At 61.8% G+C, this 17,934-nt stretch carries 11 protein-coding genes; 6 read left to right on the top strand and 5 right to left on the bottom strand.

Going from position 1 to position 17,934, the window contains the following annotated elements:
• Positions 1-10: 10 nt before the first annotated feature.
• A complete protein-coding gene (locus QM649_RS16460) occupies positions 11-3,019 on the bottom strand; it encodes a TonB-dependent receptor domain-containing protein (protein WP_415200152.1) in 3,009 nt (1,002 codons plus the stop codon).
• Between the two features lie 218 nt (positions 3,020-3,237).
• Complete coding sequence (locus tag QM649_RS16455; RefSeq protein WP_415200151.1) at positions 3,238-4,440, bottom strand: hypothetical protein; 1,203 nt, start codon at positions 4,438-4,440, stop codon at positions 3,238-3,240.
• A gap of 368 nt (positions 4,441-4,808) precedes the next feature.
• On the opposite strand from QM649_RS16455, the gene QM649_RS16450 reads away from it, so the two are divergent.
• A complete protein-coding gene (locus QM649_RS16450; RefSeq protein WP_415200150.1) occupies positions 4,809-6,116 on the top strand; it encodes a sugar MFS transporter in 1,308 nt (435 codons plus the stop codon).
• Between the two features lie 135 nt (positions 6,117-6,251).
• On the opposite strand, the gene QM649_RS16445 is transcribed toward QM649_RS16450, so the two are convergent.
• On the bottom strand, positions 6,252-7,376 hold the full coding sequence (locus QM649_RS16445; RefSeq protein WP_415200149.1) for an MBL fold metallo-hydrolase: 1,125 nt from the start codon (positions 7,374-7,376) through the stop codon (positions 6,252-6,254).
• Between the two features lie 286 nt (positions 7,377-7,662).
• Between QM649_RS16445 and ilvA the strand changes: the two genes are divergently transcribed.
• Complete coding sequence (gene ilvA, locus QM649_RS16440) at positions 7,663-8,874, top strand: threonine ammonia-lyase (RefSeq protein WP_415200148.1); 1,212 nt, start codon at positions 7,663-7,665, stop codon at positions 8,872-8,874.
• A 452-nt stretch (positions 8,875-9,326) separates the two neighbouring features.
• Positions 9,327-9,914 carry a peptide-methionine (R)-S-oxide reductase MsrB gene (msrB, locus tag QM649_RS16435; protein WP_415200147.1) on the top strand — a complete coding sequence of 196 codons (588 nt, stop codon included), beginning with the start codon at positions 9,327-9,329 and terminating at the stop codon, positions 9,912-9,914.
• Between the two features lie 151 nt (positions 9,915-10,065).
• Here msrB and QM649_RS16430 read toward each other — a convergent pair whose 3' ends face one another.
• A complete protein-coding gene (locus tag QM649_RS16430; RefSeq protein WP_415200146.1) occupies positions 10,066-11,073 on the bottom strand; it encodes a LacI family DNA-binding transcriptional regulator in 1,008 nt (335 codons plus the stop codon).
• Between the two features lie 192 nt (positions 11,074-11,265).
• On the opposite strand from QM649_RS16430, the gene QM649_RS16425 reads away from it, so the two are divergent.
• The 3 genes from QM649_RS16425 to QM649_RS16415 all read left to right on the top strand — a co-directional run bounded on the left by QM649_RS16425 (position 11,266) and on the right by QM649_RS16415 (position 16,036).
• A complete protein-coding gene (locus QM649_RS16425; RefSeq protein WP_415200145.1) occupies positions 11,266-12,381 on the top strand; it encodes a cellulase family glycosylhydrolase in 1,116 nt (371 codons plus the stop codon).
• Positions 12,382-12,581: 200 nt separating this feature from the next.
• Positions 12,582-14,333 carry a CRTAC1 family protein gene (locus tag QM649_RS16420; protein ID WP_415200168.1) on the top strand — a complete coding sequence of 584 codons (1,752 nt, stop codon included), beginning with the start codon at positions 12,582-12,584 and terminating at the stop codon, positions 14,331-14,333.
• Between the two features lie 5 nt (positions 14,334-14,338).
• Positions 14,339-16,036: a CRTAC1 family protein gene (locus QM649_RS16415; RefSeq protein ID WP_415200144.1), complete on the top strand. Its 1,698-nt coding sequence runs from the start codon at positions 14,339-14,341 to the stop codon at positions 16,034-16,036.
• Positions 16,037-16,045: 9 nt separating this feature from the next.
• Here QM649_RS16415 and QM649_RS16410 read toward each other — a convergent pair.
• Positions 16,046-17,934 (bottom strand): alpha-L-arabinofuranosidase C-terminal domain-containing protein (locus QM649_RS16410; RefSeq protein WP_415200143.1); only part of this gene is annotated, 1,889 nt, incomplete at its 5' end.

The raw sequence follows: 17,934 nt of genomic DNA, 5'->3' as shown, positions 1-17,934 counted from the left end.
CGGCTCTTCGCTAGAAGCTGAACACTGCCTGCACGAAGATACGCCGGCTGGCCGAGCCCGAGGAGTAGATCTGCCCCGCGAGCGCATTGGACTTGCCGAATTCCGGCGAGCCCAGCACGCCGGTCGGCGCCGCCAGGTTGATGTCGTTGAACAGGTTCAGAGCCTGCGCATTCAGCGTCAACGTGTAGCGGGAGTGCGTCGGACCGGTCTGACCATTCGGGCCGCCAGGACCGCCGGGGCCGCGATTGTTGCCGCTCAGGCCGCCGGGACCAAGTCCGCCTCCCGGAGGGCCACCGCCGCCAGGACCACCACCGCCGCCACGTCCGCCACCACCGCCGCCCCCGCCGGGACCACCGCCACCCTGAGGAGCCGCGCCTGCGACCTTCGGACCGAAACCGATGGTCTTGCTGACGCGCAGATTGAAGGTGAAGAGGTTAGGCCCGCCGCCGTAGTTGACCGGCACCAGCTTTTCGCCCTCGGCCACGCCTGCTGTCGGATTCAGGTTGAAGGTGCCATAGGAGGTGGCCACCGTGTCTGTGTCGCCGGACTGCGCGAAGGTCGGACGGTCGTTAAAGAACGAGTCGCCGTTGTTGTCCTGGCCCGTGGTGATGTTGAACGGCGTGCCGGTCTGCAGCACGACGAACGGGCTCAGACGCACCTGCCAGGGTGCCATGTAGCTGCCCATCAGGAAGAGGCGGTTGCGCACGTCGAACGCTGCGCGTCCGTAGTCCTGCTTGAGATTGGCCGAGTTGCTCGGGTTTCCGGAGACGCCCGAGGAGTCACTGTTTGCCCAGCTCACGGAATCGAACCCGAAGATTGAGAAGGTTGGAGTGAAGCGGGCATTGAAGTTGGTCATCAGCTGGTTCTGCTTGAAGACCGCTTCGGAGTAGTACTGGTAGACGTTCGGATCGGCAGCGTTGTAGCCGGCCACCTGCGGCGCATTCGCGTTGCGGGTGATGAGCTGATGATTGCCAAGTGAGTTGATGTAGGTGAACGAAATCGTAGAGGACTTGGTCAGCTGCTGCTCCAGGCCGAAGGCAGCCTGCTGCGTCACCGGCGCGTGCAGGTTGGGAGCGATCTGGTAGACCGCCGTCTTGCTGCTGGTCGCGCCCGTCGATTCGCACGAGGCGAGATCGGTGGAGGTGATGCTGACCGCCGAATAGCAGGACGGATCCGCGATCACCGCTTCCTTCTGCGGCGAATCGGCGTTCTCGTTCAGGCGCTTGGCCTGCAGGATTTCGGCCAGCTGGAAACGGTCATAGAAGAAGCCGTAGCCGCCGCGCAGAACCGTCTTCGACTGCTTGCCCTTCTTGCCGAGACCCCATGCGAAGCCGAGGCGCGGCGCCCAGTCATTCTTGTCGCTGATACCGGACTGCGACTCCCAGCGCACGCCGTAGCTCAGCGTCAGGTTCTTCTTGGCGCGCCAGTCGTCCTGGTAGTAGAGACCCACGTCGGTAAGGCTGGCGACGATGTTGGGGCTTCCATAGGACAGGGTGAGCTGGCTCGGTCCGCCGCCGGCGGCGCGAATCTGCGCCCAGGTCTCTCCGGTACCCAGACCACGGATCGTATTCCCGTAGGCCTCGGCGGCCGTAGTCGTCGTGCAGTCCGTATCGGTGCTGCTGCACTGGTTGCCGCCAAAGGTAAACAGGCCGTTGAAGCTGGCATTCGAGGTATTCGCGTCCCGGGCGTAGCGCAGGCGTCCGCCAAAGTTGATGGCGTGCGTCTTGAGAGCGATCTCGGTCAGGTTCTGCAGCTCATAGTGCAGGGTGTGATCGTTCGCCGTCTGATCGGCATAACCACCGAAGGTTTCCAGTCCGGAGACCGCCGTTTCGGGCGTATCCGAAGCCGGAGTCGTCTTCGAGTAATCGCGCAGGAACTGGAAGCGTGTCTCGTTGATGACCTTGTCGCTGAGGATCTGCGTGTCGCTGATCTGAACCGTGTGCTCGGTCGAGGAGGTGTTGTAGCCCTGATCGCGCAGCGAAAACTGGCCGATGCCCTCGTTCTTCTCGCTGTTGTCGTAGAACTGGTAACGCACGCTCAGCGTGTTGCTCGCTCCCAGCTGGAGATCGATGCGCGGGCTGATATTGGTACGGCCCTGCGGCGTCACCAGCGCGTCGTTGAACGAAACCGTGTTGTAGTCCGCGGCGTTGGTGTAAATGCCGGCCGCGAAGTCGCCATTCACCTCACCTGCGAGGCGATAGGCGTCGACGATCGAGTCGTCCTGGATGCTGCGGTGCTCGGCGCTTACGAAATACGAGGCATTCTTGCTGATAGGGCCGCTGATCGTACCGTTGTACTGGTAGCTGTAGTAGTCCGGGATGTTCTTGTCGAACGGATTGCCCGTGTTCAGCTGCGAGGGATCGCCCTGGGCCATGAACTGGGCGCGGAACTTGTCCGTACCCGGCTTGGTCAGGATCTCGATGCGGCCGTAACCCAGCTTGTCGTACTGAGCCGAGAACGGATTCTGGTTGATACGGATCTCGCGGATCGCCGATTTGGGCGGCAGCTCGCCGGCAGTAAAGCCGTCGATATAGATCTGGCCGCCGTTCGGACCAGCACCCGGGCCGGCCAGCGCGGTCAGCTCATTCGACAGCTCGTCCGGGTCATCGGAGAGCGCGTCGAGGTCCGCGCCCTTCAGGACAAGGCTGTTGGCATTGTTGGTCGGATCCACACTCACCGTCGGCGTGTCCTCGTTGACCACCACCTGCTGCTTCTCGACGGCGATTTCGAGCGCGACATCGACCTGCTTGCTCTGCCCCGCAGCAACGGTCACGGCTTTCGAGTTGGATGGAGCAAAGCCCTGGGCGGTGCCGATGATCAGATACGATCCGGCAGTAACTTTCGACGCGTATGCGCCCGAAGCATCGGAGGTCGCAGTGGCGACAGTATGACCATCGACGGTAGTGACGCTCACGTGAGCGTTCGGAATCACCGCTCCGCTGGGGTCAGTTACCGTGCCGCGAAGCGTGCCGGTAGGCGCCTGTGCGCGCAACTGCGGCGCGAGGGCAAGCGCTAACACGACCAGCCAGAGACAAAGAAGACGAGATTTAACTCTGTATTTCACAACGCTCCCAAAGTAGAACAACGAAATGAATCCAACCTGAACGCCGGGAGACGGACACCCCGGCGGCGTCCGGCCGGCCTGAAGAGGACATTCAGGCAAGCCGGTTCGTGCAACCGCAGACAGAGCCGCGGGAAAGACGGAAAAGCTCTTACGTAGCGGTACGAAAGCCCGCCTTACGGCGTTCCTTCGCCCTCGCCTCCACCGCCCATGCTCCAGGAGGCCGAGAACATGTCACGGCTGGCCGAAGGCGAAGCGGAAAGAATCGGCTCGACCCCGGCGATCAACGTAACCGCCGTAGCCGCAGCCGGGGTGCCCTGTGTGGCGACGATCATGACGGCGTCGCCTTTTTTCAGATCGCCAAGTGCGAGGGACGGCGTGCGCTGCAACATGGTGGAGAGATCGCCGTTACGCGCTCCCGCTCCACGCGGCCCCGTGCCATTCTGCGAAGCGGCGCCATTTTCCGGCGGAGCAGCCTGGCTGGCAGCGACCTGACCGGCATGATCGCCACCGCCCTGCGCATGCCCGCCGCCAGACCCTTCCCCGCCGCTCTTGAAGCGGGCAGCCAGGGCCTGCGCCATCGTATCCGGCAGCTTGTGCAGCTGCGAATCCGCAGAAATGTGGATCACGACCGGCTTCTTGGTCGCGAGGTCATTGACCGTCACCGTGTTTGCCGCGGCATCCACCGATACGACCGTCGCCGCGATGTTGCGGAAGCTGCCGAAGACAATCTCCTCGGCCGCCACATCCGTGCTGGCCGGATCATGATCGCCCCGCGCACGGGCCTGGTCGCCGACATGAATCTGGTCCAGGGTCGAAGGCTTGGCATCGGCAAAGCGGATCGAGTCGGCATCGTAGCGCCGCACGATCGTTTTTGGTGTCGTGTGGATTGTCCAGGTCTTCGCGCCGGCGGCTACCGTGACGACTCCCGCCGCTGCATCGACCGACTTCACCAGGCCACCGACGCCGCGGCGTTGCCAGTCTGCCTGGTCAGCCTGTTGCTTTTCGGCGACATCGGCTTTCTTCATGGCCACGACGGTGGTCGCAGTCGCCGGACCGCCATCGGTCGCGGCATGAACTGCCATCAGCACGCGATCGCCCACGGCCAGGTCGGAGAACTGGATGCCGGTGGCCGACGAGAGCGTCTTGGTGCCGGGCTCAGCCCGCAGAACACGCGCCGAATCACCTACGGTGACCGTTACCGGATCCCCGGTGTCGGGTTTTACCGTCAGAGTATTGCCGCTGATCGCCGTCACCACGCCCACGACTTTCGTGGCCGGTGAGGCCTGAGCAAAGGCCTGAGGGGTGACCACCAAGGGGGCCGAGACTCCGATGCCGCAGCAAAGCGCGGCCGACAAAAGAATTCGTGCTGAGGTCATGAAACCTATTTTCTCCTGCAACTTACGAAGCCGGCGGCAGAATCGGGACAGTACGCCGCGGGGTCGGATCTTCGAAGCCCGGACATCAGGTCCGGACATGCTGTGCTGCTTGTCTGACGTCCCCACAGCTGCAAAGTTTCAGAAGCGCTCGCTTACTTTTCAACGACAGTGCCACGGCTTTCACTTGGATGTGGCGGGGGCTCGATCGTGCCGCCCGGGCCAGACGTGTAAAGAAGCAGGTATCATTCACGGAGCAGCGACATCTTACTTATAGAGAGGTGTCGGCACGTTTGCCGGCACGACCGCTTTTCCGGTCCAGCTCCCAGGCCGCACAGAATCAGACACGTATAAGGAAGCAAAGAATACAGATGGCCATCAGTCACGCAGGAAGCTCCAGCCGAGTCCAAGCCGCGCCCGCCGGCTCCAACTATCGCAGCGCCTTTGCCATGGTCACCACACTGTTTTTTGTGTGGGGCTTTCTGACCTCGCTCAATGACATCCTGATTCCGCACCTCAAGGCCATTTTCGACCTTGATTACGCCAAGGCCCTGCTGGTCCAGTTCGCCTTTTTCTGCTCATACGCGGCCTTCGGCTTTATCTCCGGCAAGATCGTCGAGTGGATTGGCTACCAGCGCACCATGGTTTTGGGCCTTGTGACCATGGGAATCGGCGCCATCGGGTTTGTTCCGGCCGCGAATATCCCCTCGTTCCCGCTCTTTCTGACCGCGCTGATCGTACTGGCCGCCGGCATCACGGCGCTGCAGGTCGCCGCCAACCCGTATGTCACAGTGCTCGGACCGCCGCAGACCGCCTCCAGCCGCCTGAACCTGACGCAGGCCTTCAATTCGCTGGGCACGACGATCGGCCCCCCGCTCGGCGGCTGGCTGATCCTCAAGGGCGCCGACAGCGTCATCGACCTCAAGACCATGTCCCCGGCCGCGGTACACGCCTACCGGCTGCAGCAGGCGGCGACGGTCAAGTTCCCGTACATGGCGATTACCGGCGCGCTGGTCATCCTCGCGCTGGCCATAGCCGTCTACAAGTTCCCGCGTCTTGATAACACCAAGGAATACCGTCCCACCAAGGCCGGCCAGAAGGGCGACAGCATCTGGCGCTACCCGCACGTGGTTCTCGGCGCGGTCGGCATCTTTACCTACGTGGGCGCCGAGGTCTCGATCGGCAGCTTCCTGATCAATTACTTCAATCAGCCTGAAATTGCAGGACTTACCGCGCTCGCCGCCGCGGCGCTCGTGCCCTTCTACTGGGGCGGAGCGATGGTCGGACGCTTCCTCGGCTCGGCGATTCTGCAGAAGGTGAAGACCAACCACCTGCTGACGCTCTGCGCCTTTGTCGCTATGGGACTGGTGACCGTCTCCATGCTGACGACCGGGCACATCGCGGTGTGGAGCATCCTTGCCGTGGGCTTCTTCAACTCGATCATGTTCCCCAGCATCTTCACGCTGGGCATCGCCGAGATGGGCCCGCTCACCGGCGAGGCCTCGGGTCTGCTGGTGACCGCCATCGTCGGCGGCGCGGTGCTCCCGGAACTGCAGGGCATCCTGGCCGACAAGATCGGTATCCATCACGCCTTTATCATTCCGGTCGTCTGCTATCTCTTCATCGCGTATTACGGATGGCGCGGGGCGCGCATCATCCAGCCGAAAAGCAGCTTCTAGCTTCTAGCCTTTAGTTTCCAGCCAAGACGAACGGCGACCTCACGGTCGCCGTTCGTCTTTTTTCTCATGCTGAGGAATTTCTGCATTCTCGTAATGGTTCAAGTCCGATCTGGCGTCGCACAGTTGGAAGCTGCCTCACCGCCACCAGGAAGAACGCAGCTCCACGCCCTTCTCACATTCGGTGGGTGCTCCCGGCGGCGGCGACCAGAGCTGAATGCCACGCTCGTCCGCCAGCTCCGTGATGCGCTCGATCGGGGTGCGCCAGGCATGCAGCGCGAGATCGAAAAGCCCCCAGTGGATCGGCATCAGCAGGCCCCGTGCGCCCATCGCCTCAAAGGCGCGCATCGCGCCATCCGGGCCCATGTGAATCTGCTCCCAGAGCTGGTTCCACGCGCCGATTTCGAGCATGGTCAGATCGAAGGGACCATAATGCTGCCCGATCTCGGCGTAGCCATCCCAGTAGCCCGAGTCCGCGCCGTAGTAGACGTTGTGCTCCCCACCCTTCAGCGCGTAGGAGGCCCACAGCGTCTCGAATCGATTGCGCAGACTACGGCCGGAAAAGTGCCGCGAGGGGATAGCGGTGATCGTGAGGCTCGCCCCGGTGCGCGGGCTGCGGATCGAGGTCGACTCCGTCCAGTCAAGCTCCAGAATGCGTTTTGCGGGAGCGCCGAATTTGCGCAGCACCGTGCTGACTTCGAGCGGAACGATCCACTGGGCGCGCGCGGCGGCGGGCAGCGTGACAAGCTTGCGCACAGTCTGCTCGCCCATGTGATCGTAGTGATCATGCGAGAAGAGGATGACGTCGATCTCGGGCAGTTTCTCGAGAGGCAGTGGCGACGGGAAAAAGCGCTTCGGACCAGCCCAGCTCATCGGGGAGGCGCGCTCATCCCACACCGGATCGATGAGCACGCGCACACCGTCGATCTCCACCAGCAGAATCGAATGCCCGAACCACGTGATCCGCAGCCCTGAGGCCGGAGGCCGGGTGTAGAGGTCCGGAGAAGTCACAAATGGTCCGAGCTGGCGCTTCGGCACGCGCTCTTCCCTGTTCGTGAGGTAGAGCGGGATCATTTTGAGTATGAGGCTGAAGTCTCCGACGCTGGTCGGCACGGGGTTTTGGAATTTCCGGCCGAGGCGGACGGCGCGCTTCAGCATCGAACTCGCAGGCAGCGGGTCGGTCGAGACAGGTTCGGCGATCGATTGGGGCACAGTACACTGACGCAGCGCGCCCCATTCCGGATTCCGGGATTTGTTCGGCATGCCAAAGAATTTGACTTCCTCCTCTGCCGTCTGGTCTCATCAAGGCATCCGCATGCACCGCCATATGTCCATTTCCGGCCTCGCGATCTCCATGTCCGTTTCCATGGGGCCCATCTGCATGGCTGGCCGAATTATGGGCATTATTATTCGCATTCCTGACAATCGGGAGCGGGCGGTCGAGTAAACGCAGGCACAGGGTTTCTGAAACCAGCCACCATCCGCTCCCGCACCACAGGGGACCGATGGTGGCTTTTTCGTTTTGAGGATCACAGGAGAAGAACGACTCATGGCAGTCACGCTCGAAGACGTACAGGAAGCAAAGCGCCGTATCCAGGACCACATCTACCTTTCGCCGGCGCCGCACTCGCACACGCTTTCGAAGATGACCGGGCAGCAGGTGTTTCTGAAGCTCGATAACCTGCAGCGCACCGGCGCCTTCAAGGAACGCGGCGCACTGAACAAGATCCTGACGCTCTCACCGGAAGAGCGCGAGCGCGGCGTGATTACCGCCAGTGCCGGCAACCATGCGCAGGGCGTGGCTTTCCATTCGTCCGAGCGCGGCATCCGCTCGCGCATCGTGATGCCGCTGATGACGCCGCTGGTCAAGGTCTCGTCGACGGCCGGATATGGCGCGGAGGTCATTCTGCACGGTGCGAATTACGACGAAGCCTGCGAGGAGGCTCTGCGCCTCGGCGCGCAGGACGGCATGACCTTCCTGCATCCCTTTGACGATGACGCGGTGATCGCCGGGCAGGGCACCATCGGCCTGGAACTGCTGGAGCAGATACCGAATCTCGAAGCGGTCGTCGTGCCCATCGGCGGCGGTGGCCTGATCGGTGGCATTGCCTGCGCCATCAAGGAGACGAACCCGAAGATTCGCGTCATCGGCGTGCAGACCGATCGCCTGCCCTCAATGCTGCGCGCGGCCGAGGCCGGTGCACCCGTGACCATTCCTGCCGAAGCGACCATCGCCGACGGCATCGCCGTGCGCCGCTCGGGCGAGCGCACGCTGCCGCTGGTGCAGAAGTATGTCGACGAACTCGTCACCGTCGACGAAGAAGAGATTGCCAAAGCCATCCTGGTTCTGCTCGAGCGCGAGAAGACACTCGCCGAAGGCGCAGGCGCAGTCGCGCTGGCCTCGCTCCTGCAGAACAAGACTTCACTCAACGGTCAGCGCACTGCGGTGCTGGTCTGCGGCGGCAACATCGACGTCAGCCTGCTCTCGCGCATCATCGAGCGTGGTCTGCTCAAGTCCGGACGCCGCACCCGCCTGCGCATTCACCTGACGGATCGCCCGGGCGCGCTGCACCAGCTCACGCGCATCATCGCCGACGCACGCGCCAACATCGTGCAGACGCAGTATGACCGCGCCCACTACGGCGTAAACCTCGGCGATACCGTCATCGATCTCACGCTCGAGACACGCGGCTCCGACCATACTGCCGAACTGGCCGAGCTACTCACCGCCAGCGGCTATCGCCATCAATGGATCGACTGACGGCCCAGGTTGCCCCCTGAATGCCTGCTTTGGGGAGGATTTCCAAAAGCAGGATTGTCATTCCGACCAGAGCGAGACGGTTGTTCCGTCTCGCGAAGCGGAGGAACCTGCAGTTTGCAGCTCGCAGAAGTCTGTCTGAAACAAGCAACTGCAGGTTCCTCCACTGCGCTCCCCTACGGTCGCTTCGGTCGGAATGACAGGTTCGCGGAATGAAACAGCCACGACATGCCCCCCTGCTTCTGACAGGTTCCGATAGTGGCACGCATTCGGGCTCGAATGGGCCACCATCCACGTTGCCCTATCCTGCAAATCGCAACCGCGCACGCACGTGCTTTTCTATCGCATGAATCCCCCGGCTTTTATTGCTGTAACCTTCCCTCACATCGCAGCGTCTACTGATTGATCGGGTTCGCTCCATCGTTCTTCGTTTCGAAGTGCAGGGAGGGGTCGTCATGGTTTCAGACAGCAACGGGAGCTCACGGAAATCCAGCCGCCGGGCGTTTTTGCTCCTTGGAGGCGGCGCGGCAGTCGCCGTCGCTCTGCGCCTCCGCTCCACTCCGGGACCGGTCGAGGCCAAGCCGAATATCCCCAAAGAAGTGAAGATCGCGCAGTTCTCCGCATCAGGCCAGCGGACCGGGCTGGTCACGGTGCCGACCATCGTCAAGACCGACGCTGAGTGGCGACAGCAACTCTCTCCCGAGGAGTATGACGTGACCCGCCGCGCGGGAACCGAGCGGGCCTATACCGGCGAGTACTGGAACCTGCACGACAAAGGCATCTATGCCTGCATCTGCTGCGGCACCGCGCTGTTCAGCTCGGATACGAAGTTCGAATCCGGCACCGGCTGGCCCAGCTTCTGGCAGCCCATCGCCAAGGAGAACGTGCAGGAGAGCTCGGATGACACACTTGGCATGGAGAGAACGGCCGTCTCCTGCAGGCTCTGCGACGCCCATCTCGGGCATGTCTTCGACGATGGCCCTCAGCCGACCGGCCTGCGCTACTGTATGAACTCGGTATCCCTCAAGTTCATGAAGGCATAACTGCTTCGCGCAGGGCAGTACGTCTTCGGCCCCCGTTCCCGCTGGTCGCGATCGCGACATACGCATCCGTGGCAACGCGAAGAGAACAGCAGGTTCCTCGACTCGCTACGCTCGCTCGGAATGACAGGTCTGGAGGGAAACTCGCTGCACCCTAGCCCCTGTCCTTCACCGGTCCCGTCGATTTGCGCTCGATCAGCGTTGGCTGGATGGTGTACTCCTGACCGCCCGCCGCAACTTCATCGCGGTTGTGATAGAGCGCGCGGAAGGCGACCTTCGCGATCTCCTGCCGAGAGAGCCGCACGGTGGTGAGCGCGGGCTGCGTAAAGGCACTCAGCGCGATGTCGTCGAAGCCGATGATCGAGATATCGCGCGGCACCTTGAGTCCCTGCTCGCTCAGCGCGCCGATGGCGCCGATCGCCGTCATGTCGTTCGAGGTCAGCACCGCGGTGGGCAGATGCTTCTTGCCCAGCAGCCGCAGCATGGCATCGTGACCGCCGCCCATCTGGTGATTGCCTTCCTCGATAAGCTCGGCATCGAGCTTCAGCCCCTTGCGCTGGAGGCTGTCCATGAATGCGGCCCTGCGCACGCGCGCCGAGGTCAGGTTCATTGGACCGGTGATGAAGCCGATGGAAGTGTGGCCCTGCACGATGAGGTGCTCGACGGCCGCGTCGATGCCCGCCGCGTAATCAATGGCGATGTTGCTGATGCCCGGCTGCGGCTTGCCGGTATCGAGGAACACCAGGGGAATGCGGCGGCTGTTCAGCTCGTCCACCAGGTGCTCGTCCATTTCCGAGGTCATGATGGCCACGCCATCCACCTTGCGCTGCAGCATGCGGCTCACGCACACTTCCATGCGATGCGCGTTGTAGTCGGTGTTGGCCACCAGCACCTCCTGGCCGAACTCGACCGCCACATCCTCGAAGCTCTTCACCAGCTCCGGGAAGAACGGGTTGGTGATATCCGAGATGATGAGCCCGTACAGGCTGCTGCGCCCCGAACCCAGCGCGCGGGCATTCGTGTTCGGATAGAACTTCAGCTCTTCAATCGCCTTGCGCACCCGCTCGGCCGTCTCCGCGGTGACCTTGTCCGACCCGTTGATCGTGCGCGAAACGGTGGCTGTCGAGACCTTGGCCAGCCGGGCGACCTCTTTAATGTTCATGGGGAAAGGTTATATCCAACTGCGGCATACTTTTGAAAGCGATTGCACCTTAAGAGGTTCGGGCTGGCCGGAAGGCGCGTGAAAGCGTTTACTTTTTACTGGCGACCCGTTTCTCAATTTGCATATGATAGCCGCCGGGCCGGCCTGAGTTCTGGCCTCCCGCTCACTGGCCTTTCAACCGGAGGATGTTGCGTGAAGAAACTTTTCGGAGCCTGGCTTGTGCTCCTGCTTGCTGCCTCGGCGGCCTCTGCCCGAACCCGCTGGACCGAACAGCAGGCCAAGGATTGGTATGCGAAGCAGCCCTGGCTCGTAGGCTCGAATTACAACCCCTCCAACGCCATCAACCAGCTGGAGATGTGGCAGGCCGAGACCTTCGATCCGCAGGAGAATGACCGCGAACTGGGCTGGGCTGAGGCCATCGGCATGAACACCATGCGCGTCTTCCTCCAGGACCAGCTCTGGCAGCAGGATCCGCAGGGCTTCAAGAAGCGCATCGATACCTTCCTCACCATCGCCGCGAAGCACCACATCCGCCCCGTCTTCGTCCTCTTCGACTCCTGCTGGGATCCGTTTCCCAAGCTCGGCCCGCAGCACCCACCCATTCCCGGCGTGCATAACTCCGGCTGGGTGCAGTCGCCCGGAGCAAAGGCCCTGCAGGATCCCTCGCAGTATCCTCGCCTGAAGGCCTACGTCGAAGGCGTCGTCGGCGCCTTTGCGAATGACGATCGCGTCCTTGCCTGGGATCTGTGGAACGAGCCGGACAACGACAACGACGCATCGTATGGACCGCACGAGCCGAAGAACAAGAATGAACTCGTGCTGAAGCTGCTGCCGCAGGTCTTCGCCTGGGCGCGGGAAGAGAACCCATCGCAGCCGCTGACCAGCGGCATCTGGCAGGGCGACTGGTCATCGACCAGCACCATGAGCCCGATGGCGCGCACGCAGGTCGAAGAGTCTGACGTGATCACCTTCCACAACTACGGCTGGCCGGAGGAGTTCGAACGCCGCGTCACCCAGCTCGAACAGCTGCACCGCCCCGTGATCTGCACCGAATACATGGCGCGCGGCGCGGGCAGCCTCTTCGAGACCATTCTGCCCATCGCGCAAAAGCATCATGTCGGCGCCATTAATTGGGGACTTGTCGCGGGCAAGACACAGACCTATCTGCCGTGGGACTCCTGGCAGCGTCCTTATGTCGTCGAGCAGCCCACCGTCTGGTTCCACGAGGTCTTCCACACGGACGGCACGCCGTACCGCAGCTACGAGACGGAGCTGATCCGCCGGCTCACGGCAGAATCGAACAAGTAGAAAGGAAGCAGCCAGCTGTCAAAGCTGGCTGATATCCTTCCGCCGTAACGGATTTTCTGATTTATTTGCAGCTTCATTTTCCAGGAGTTGTCCGGTTGTTCTCTCGCCTCTCGCGCGGTCTTCTTTCCGCTTCGGCTTTCGCCTGCTTTGCCTGCGCGCTGCATGCGCAGCAGGCTCCTCCGCCACAGCAACAGGGCGGCATGGCCGGGGGCAACTCCACCGGCGGCGTTCACGCAGCCGTGCATGATGCCGAGAACCGCCCCATCACCGCGGGCGGATTTGCCGACTCCGGCCCGATCGTCTTCAAGGACATCTCGCAGCAGGCCGGGCTGACCACCTGGCACCACACCATGGGCTCGCCGCAGAAGCAGTTCATCGTGGAGACCAACGGCTCGGGCGTCGGCCTCATCGATTACGACAACGATGGATGGCTCGACATCTACATCGTGAACGGCTCGAGCTTCGATGCACTCGACGGCAAGACTCCTGCGCCCAAGGCCGCGCTCTTTCATAACAATCACGACGGCACATTTACGAATGTCGCGGACAAGGCGGGCGTGACGAACGACCGCTGGGGCTTTGGCGTAGCCATCGGCGACTACGACAACGACGGCTGGCCCGACATCTTCGTCTGCAACTACGGCAAGAACCGCCTCTACCACAACAACCACGACGGCACATTCACGGACGTAGGCGAGAAGGCTGGCATTACGCTCGGCAACTGGTCCGCCGGTGCAACCTTCGGCGACTACGACGGCGACGGCCTGCTCGATGTCTTCGTCGCAGGCTACGTACACTTCGACCGCAACAACCTGCCCGTCCCCGGCACCAAGGCCGTCTCCTACAGCTTCTGCAACTTCCGCGGCGTGGCCGTGATGTGTGGACCGCGCGGCCTCGAAGGTGAACCCGATCATCTCTTCCACAACAACGGCGACGGCACCTTCACAGACGTGAGCGTGCAGACCGGCACCAACGATCCGAACAAGTATTACGGCTTTACGCCCGTTTTCGTCGACCTGAACAACGACGGCAAGGTCGATCTCGCCGTGGCCGACGATTCGACGCCGAACTATCTCTACATCAACAAGGGCGGCGGCAAGTTTGAAGACGACAGCTACGCCTCGGGCTTCGCGCTGAATCAGGATGGCCGCGAGGTCGCGTCGATGGGACTCGCCGTCGGCGACTATGAGAACAAGGGCCTCGACAGCCTGCTCGTCACCACCTTCTCCGACGACTACAAGGTGCTCTTCCACAACGACGGCGACGCCAACTTTACCGACGTGAGCTACCACGCGGGCATCGCGCAGGATACGATTCCTTTCCTCGGATGGGGCGCGGAGTTCTTCGACTTCGACAACGATGGCTGGAAGGATCTGATGATGATCAACGGCCACGTCTATCCGCAGGTGGATAACTACGACTGGGGCACGACCTTCGCCGAGCGCCCGCTGCTCTATCGCAACAATGGCGGCAAGAAGTTTGAGCTGGTGCCGCCGGTGAAGGATACAGGCCTCGCTGACGTAATCCCCGGGCGGGGCGCGGCCTTTGGCGACCTCTTCAATGACGGCAAGATCGATGTCGTCATCAATGCCATCGACCACACGCCTGTGCTGCTGCGCAATGTGAACAGCGATCATCACCACTGGGTGGAGATGAAGCTGATCGGTGGGCCAAAATCTCCACGCGATGCTGTGGGCGCGACCGTCTACCTCACCGCTGCCGGCATCAGGCATCGCGACGATGTACTGAGTGGCGGCAGCTACATCTCGTCGAACGATCAGAGGGTGCATTTCGGCATCGGCGATGCGGCAACTGTTGACTCGGTCGAGATTCACTGGCCCAGCGGGGCAATCGAAAAGATCAAACCGCCGAATGTAGATCGCATCTTTACTGTGGAAGAAGGCAAGGGCATCACCGGCGAGCTGTGCACGGCCTGCAAGGCAGCGAAATAGTCGCCATGACGGTTACATATCGCGTTGCCGTATTTTCTTCCCTGCTCTTGGCAGCAGTCACAGCATCGGCGCAGGCTCCGGTCGCTGGCTCATCCCAGGTTCCCGGCAATTTTGTAGAGGTCACCGACAAGGTTGGTGTGCACTTCCAGCATGTGGCTCCGCACACCTCGCGCAAATATCTGATTGAGACCATGGGCTCGGGCGCTGCGCTCTTCGACTACGACAATGACGGGCGCCTCGATCTCTTCCTGGTGAACGGCGCACCCTATGGCGACCCCACACCGAAGGGCACCATCCCGCAGAAGACCGGGCCGCAGGACTGGAATCGCCTGTATCACCAGAAGGCCGACGGCACGTTCGAGGATGTGACGGAGAAGGCCGGACTGCAGGGGACCGGCTATGGCATGGGCGTAGCTGTAGGCGACTATGACAACGACGGCCGCGAGGACCTATTTGTAACCGCCCTAGGTGGAAATAAGCTCTACCACAACAACGGCGACGGCACGTTCACCGATGTCACCGCGAAAGCCGGCATCGCGGGCACCGGATGGTCCACCTCGGCGGCGTGGGTCGATCTCGATAACGACGGACGCCTCGATCTGGTTGTGCTGCGCTACATCCAGTGGGACTGGGACGATGTGTATTGCGGTGAACATCGTGAAGGCTACCGCGGCTACTGCCATCCCGACGTCTTTCAACCGATCTCGATGCTCGTCTACCACAACAATGGCGACGGCACATTCACGGAAGAAGCGGCGAAGCTTGGTCTCGACAAGCCTGCCAAGGCGCTCGGTATTGCTATCGCCGATTACGACCGCGATGGCCACATCGACCTTTACGTAGCAAACGACTCCATGGTGGAGTACCTCTTCCACAACAAGGGCAACGGCACATTCGAAGAAGTCGGGCTCGACACCGAGGTTGCCGTCGACGGCGAAGGCCGCACCTTCGCGGGTATGGGCACCGACTTCGCCGATTACAACAATGACGGACTGCCGGACATCGTCGTCGATAATCTTGCGAACCAGAAGTATGCGCTCTTCACCAACAACGGTGACGGCACGTTCAACTACGCGAGCTACATCACAGGCATTGCCGGCATGACGCTGTTGCACTCCGGCTGGGGTACGCGCTTCCTCGACTACGACAACGACGGCTGGAAGGACCTGCTCTTCGCGCAGGGCCACGATCTCGACACCATTGAGCTGACCTCACCGCAACTGCACTATCGCGAGCCGATGCTGCTGGCGCGCAATCTTGGCGGCAAAAAGTTTGAAGATGTCTCCGCGGCTTCAGGCGATGTCTTCACAAAGCGCTGGGTCGGCCGAGGCATGGCCATCGGCGACATCAACAACGATGGTCTGCTCGACGTCGTCGTCACCGAAAATGGCGGACCCACGCATGTGCTTCTCAACGAGACGAAGACTGCGAATCACTGGATCGGCTTCTCGCTCGTCGGCCACAAGAGCAACCGTGACGCCATCGGCGCGGTCGTGAAGATCACCACCACGCAGGGCTCGCAGTGGGCTACCGTCTCCACGGCTTCCAGCTATCTCTCCGCGAGCGACAAGCGCGTCGAGTTCGGACTGGGGCCAGAGACCACAGTGCAAAGCGTCGAAATCCGCTGGCCGAGTGGCATCGTCCAGACACTCAAGGATGTGAAGGCCGGGCAATACCTGAAGGTTGAAGAGCCGGAAAAGTAATCAACACGGTTACGACTTCCTCAGGGTAATCACCGTCACGCTTTCGTGCGGAAAGACGGTGTGCAACCTGCCGCCCTTTACTGCCACGGCCGAATCTTTCGGCACCACAGCCTGCGGCATCATCTCGGTGTTCTCGTTGTAAAGGCTGGGCGCATCCAGTGTCTTCACCTGCGCATTGCCGGATGCTGCGAATCCCTGCACATCGACATCCGTCGCCATATCGCGCGTAAGATGGCGGTTCACCACGAAGAGCGTGAGTGTATCGCCGGCATCGTTCTTCGCTGCGACGATATCGAGATAAGAAACATCCGCAATGTTCGGCAGACGTGTAATGCCATCCTTGACCGCATACGAACCGGCGTTAGAAGTCACGGTCACGGGAGTTGTCGCATCTGCTGCTGCGTACATCTGGAAAGCGTAGTACGCAGGTGTGGCGTAGACCTGGCTGCGCTTCTTCCAGATGCCCGCAAATTCCATGATGCCGGTCATGTCGGAGATGGGCACTACGTCCGCATTCTCCATGAGCATGTTCAGCAAGCCTGCTGCTGCAAGGGCTCCGGCCATGTTCGAGTAACGCGGCGCATCCGGGCGGCGGCCGTTAAAGAGCCACTCGGTGAAGGCGATATGCGCCTTGTGCGCGAAGGCCGGATTCGCATCGATCTGCTGCTGCGCCAGCCGTAGCTGGCGGCCAAGCTGCACCGGCAGCGCGAAGGTGGCCTGCGCGAGGAAATCCGCGCTGGGATTGCGCTTCACCGTCTGATCCGTGGTCACTACGAAGTGCGTGGAGAGTTCATCGAAGGTACCGGCAGGATTCGTCAACTGAGCTGCGTTCCATTGCTCGAAGTGGTCGGGATCCTGGCCTGTCGCGATGAGTTTCGCCTTCGGATCGACGGCGCGAATGGCTTCGCTCACGTCCTTCGTGCGCCCCGGCAGTTGCTCCAGCGTGGGCGCACCCAGGTTCCATCCGCCCCATAGCTCGTTACCCAGCTCCCAGTGCAATCCGCCCGCACTGTGATTGAATTTCTCATCGACATACTTCACCCACTCCGCCGCCACCTGCGCCGTGCCACTGCCCAGGTTCACGGCCACCTGCGGCTCGGCGCCAATCAGCTTGCAGAAGTTCAGAAACTCATCCGTACCGAAGGTGTTGTATTCAGGGATGCCCCACGCGATATTTAACATGCTCACCCGCTTGTCCGCAGGGCCGATGCCATCCTTCCAGTGGTAGCCGGAGGTGAAGTTTCCGCCGAAACGCACCAGCGGGGTGTGCATCTCGCGAGCCATCTTTACCTCATCGGGATCGAGGCCATCGAGCCCGTTCTTGAGCGCATCTGCCGGAAAGAGGTTGATGTTGTCGAGGTCTATGCGTTCCTCTCCATCCACCAGGACAACGAAGTCCGCCGGCTCCAGCCGCTGCAGTTTGCCTTGCGGAATTTCGAACGTGAAGGGGTACTTCGCCCAATCTGTGCCTGCCGCGGTTACAGTTGCGGAGGCGATCACCTCCGGCGCATTGTGCCTGCGGATCTGGATGGTCAGCGTTGCGGGACCGAGCAGGTGTTTTGCCCACAGGCTGCCCTCGTACTTCAGCTCACGATGTATAGGCAGATACACGCGCTGCGCGATGCCGGTCGGCTCACCAGGCACGCCAATCACCTCAAGCGAGCGCCAGGAGTTTGCAGCATTGCCCCAGTGCGCCTCGTAGCGATTCTCCTGCCGCGGATCGAGCGGCTTCCATGGCAGCGGCAGCCCCAGCCTCGATGCATCGGCGAGCTCCGGCTGGTCGCGCAGCATCTGCTCGATGTGCGCGGTGTTCCAGAGATTCTCCTCGAGGCTCGGATTCTCGAGTACCTCAGCCCACAGCCCGTTGTAGGTCGAGTTGCCGATCGGCTCGAGGAAGC

This window comes from Silvibacterium sp. (assembly GCF_047605705.1).
In the GTDB taxonomy this organism is placed as follows: Bacteria; Acidobacteriota; Terriglobia; order Terriglobales; family Acidobacteriaceae; genus Silvibacterium.
The sequence above is the reverse complement of the archived record's forward strand: the minus strand, read 5'-3'. Positions and strand labels throughout refer to the sequence as shown.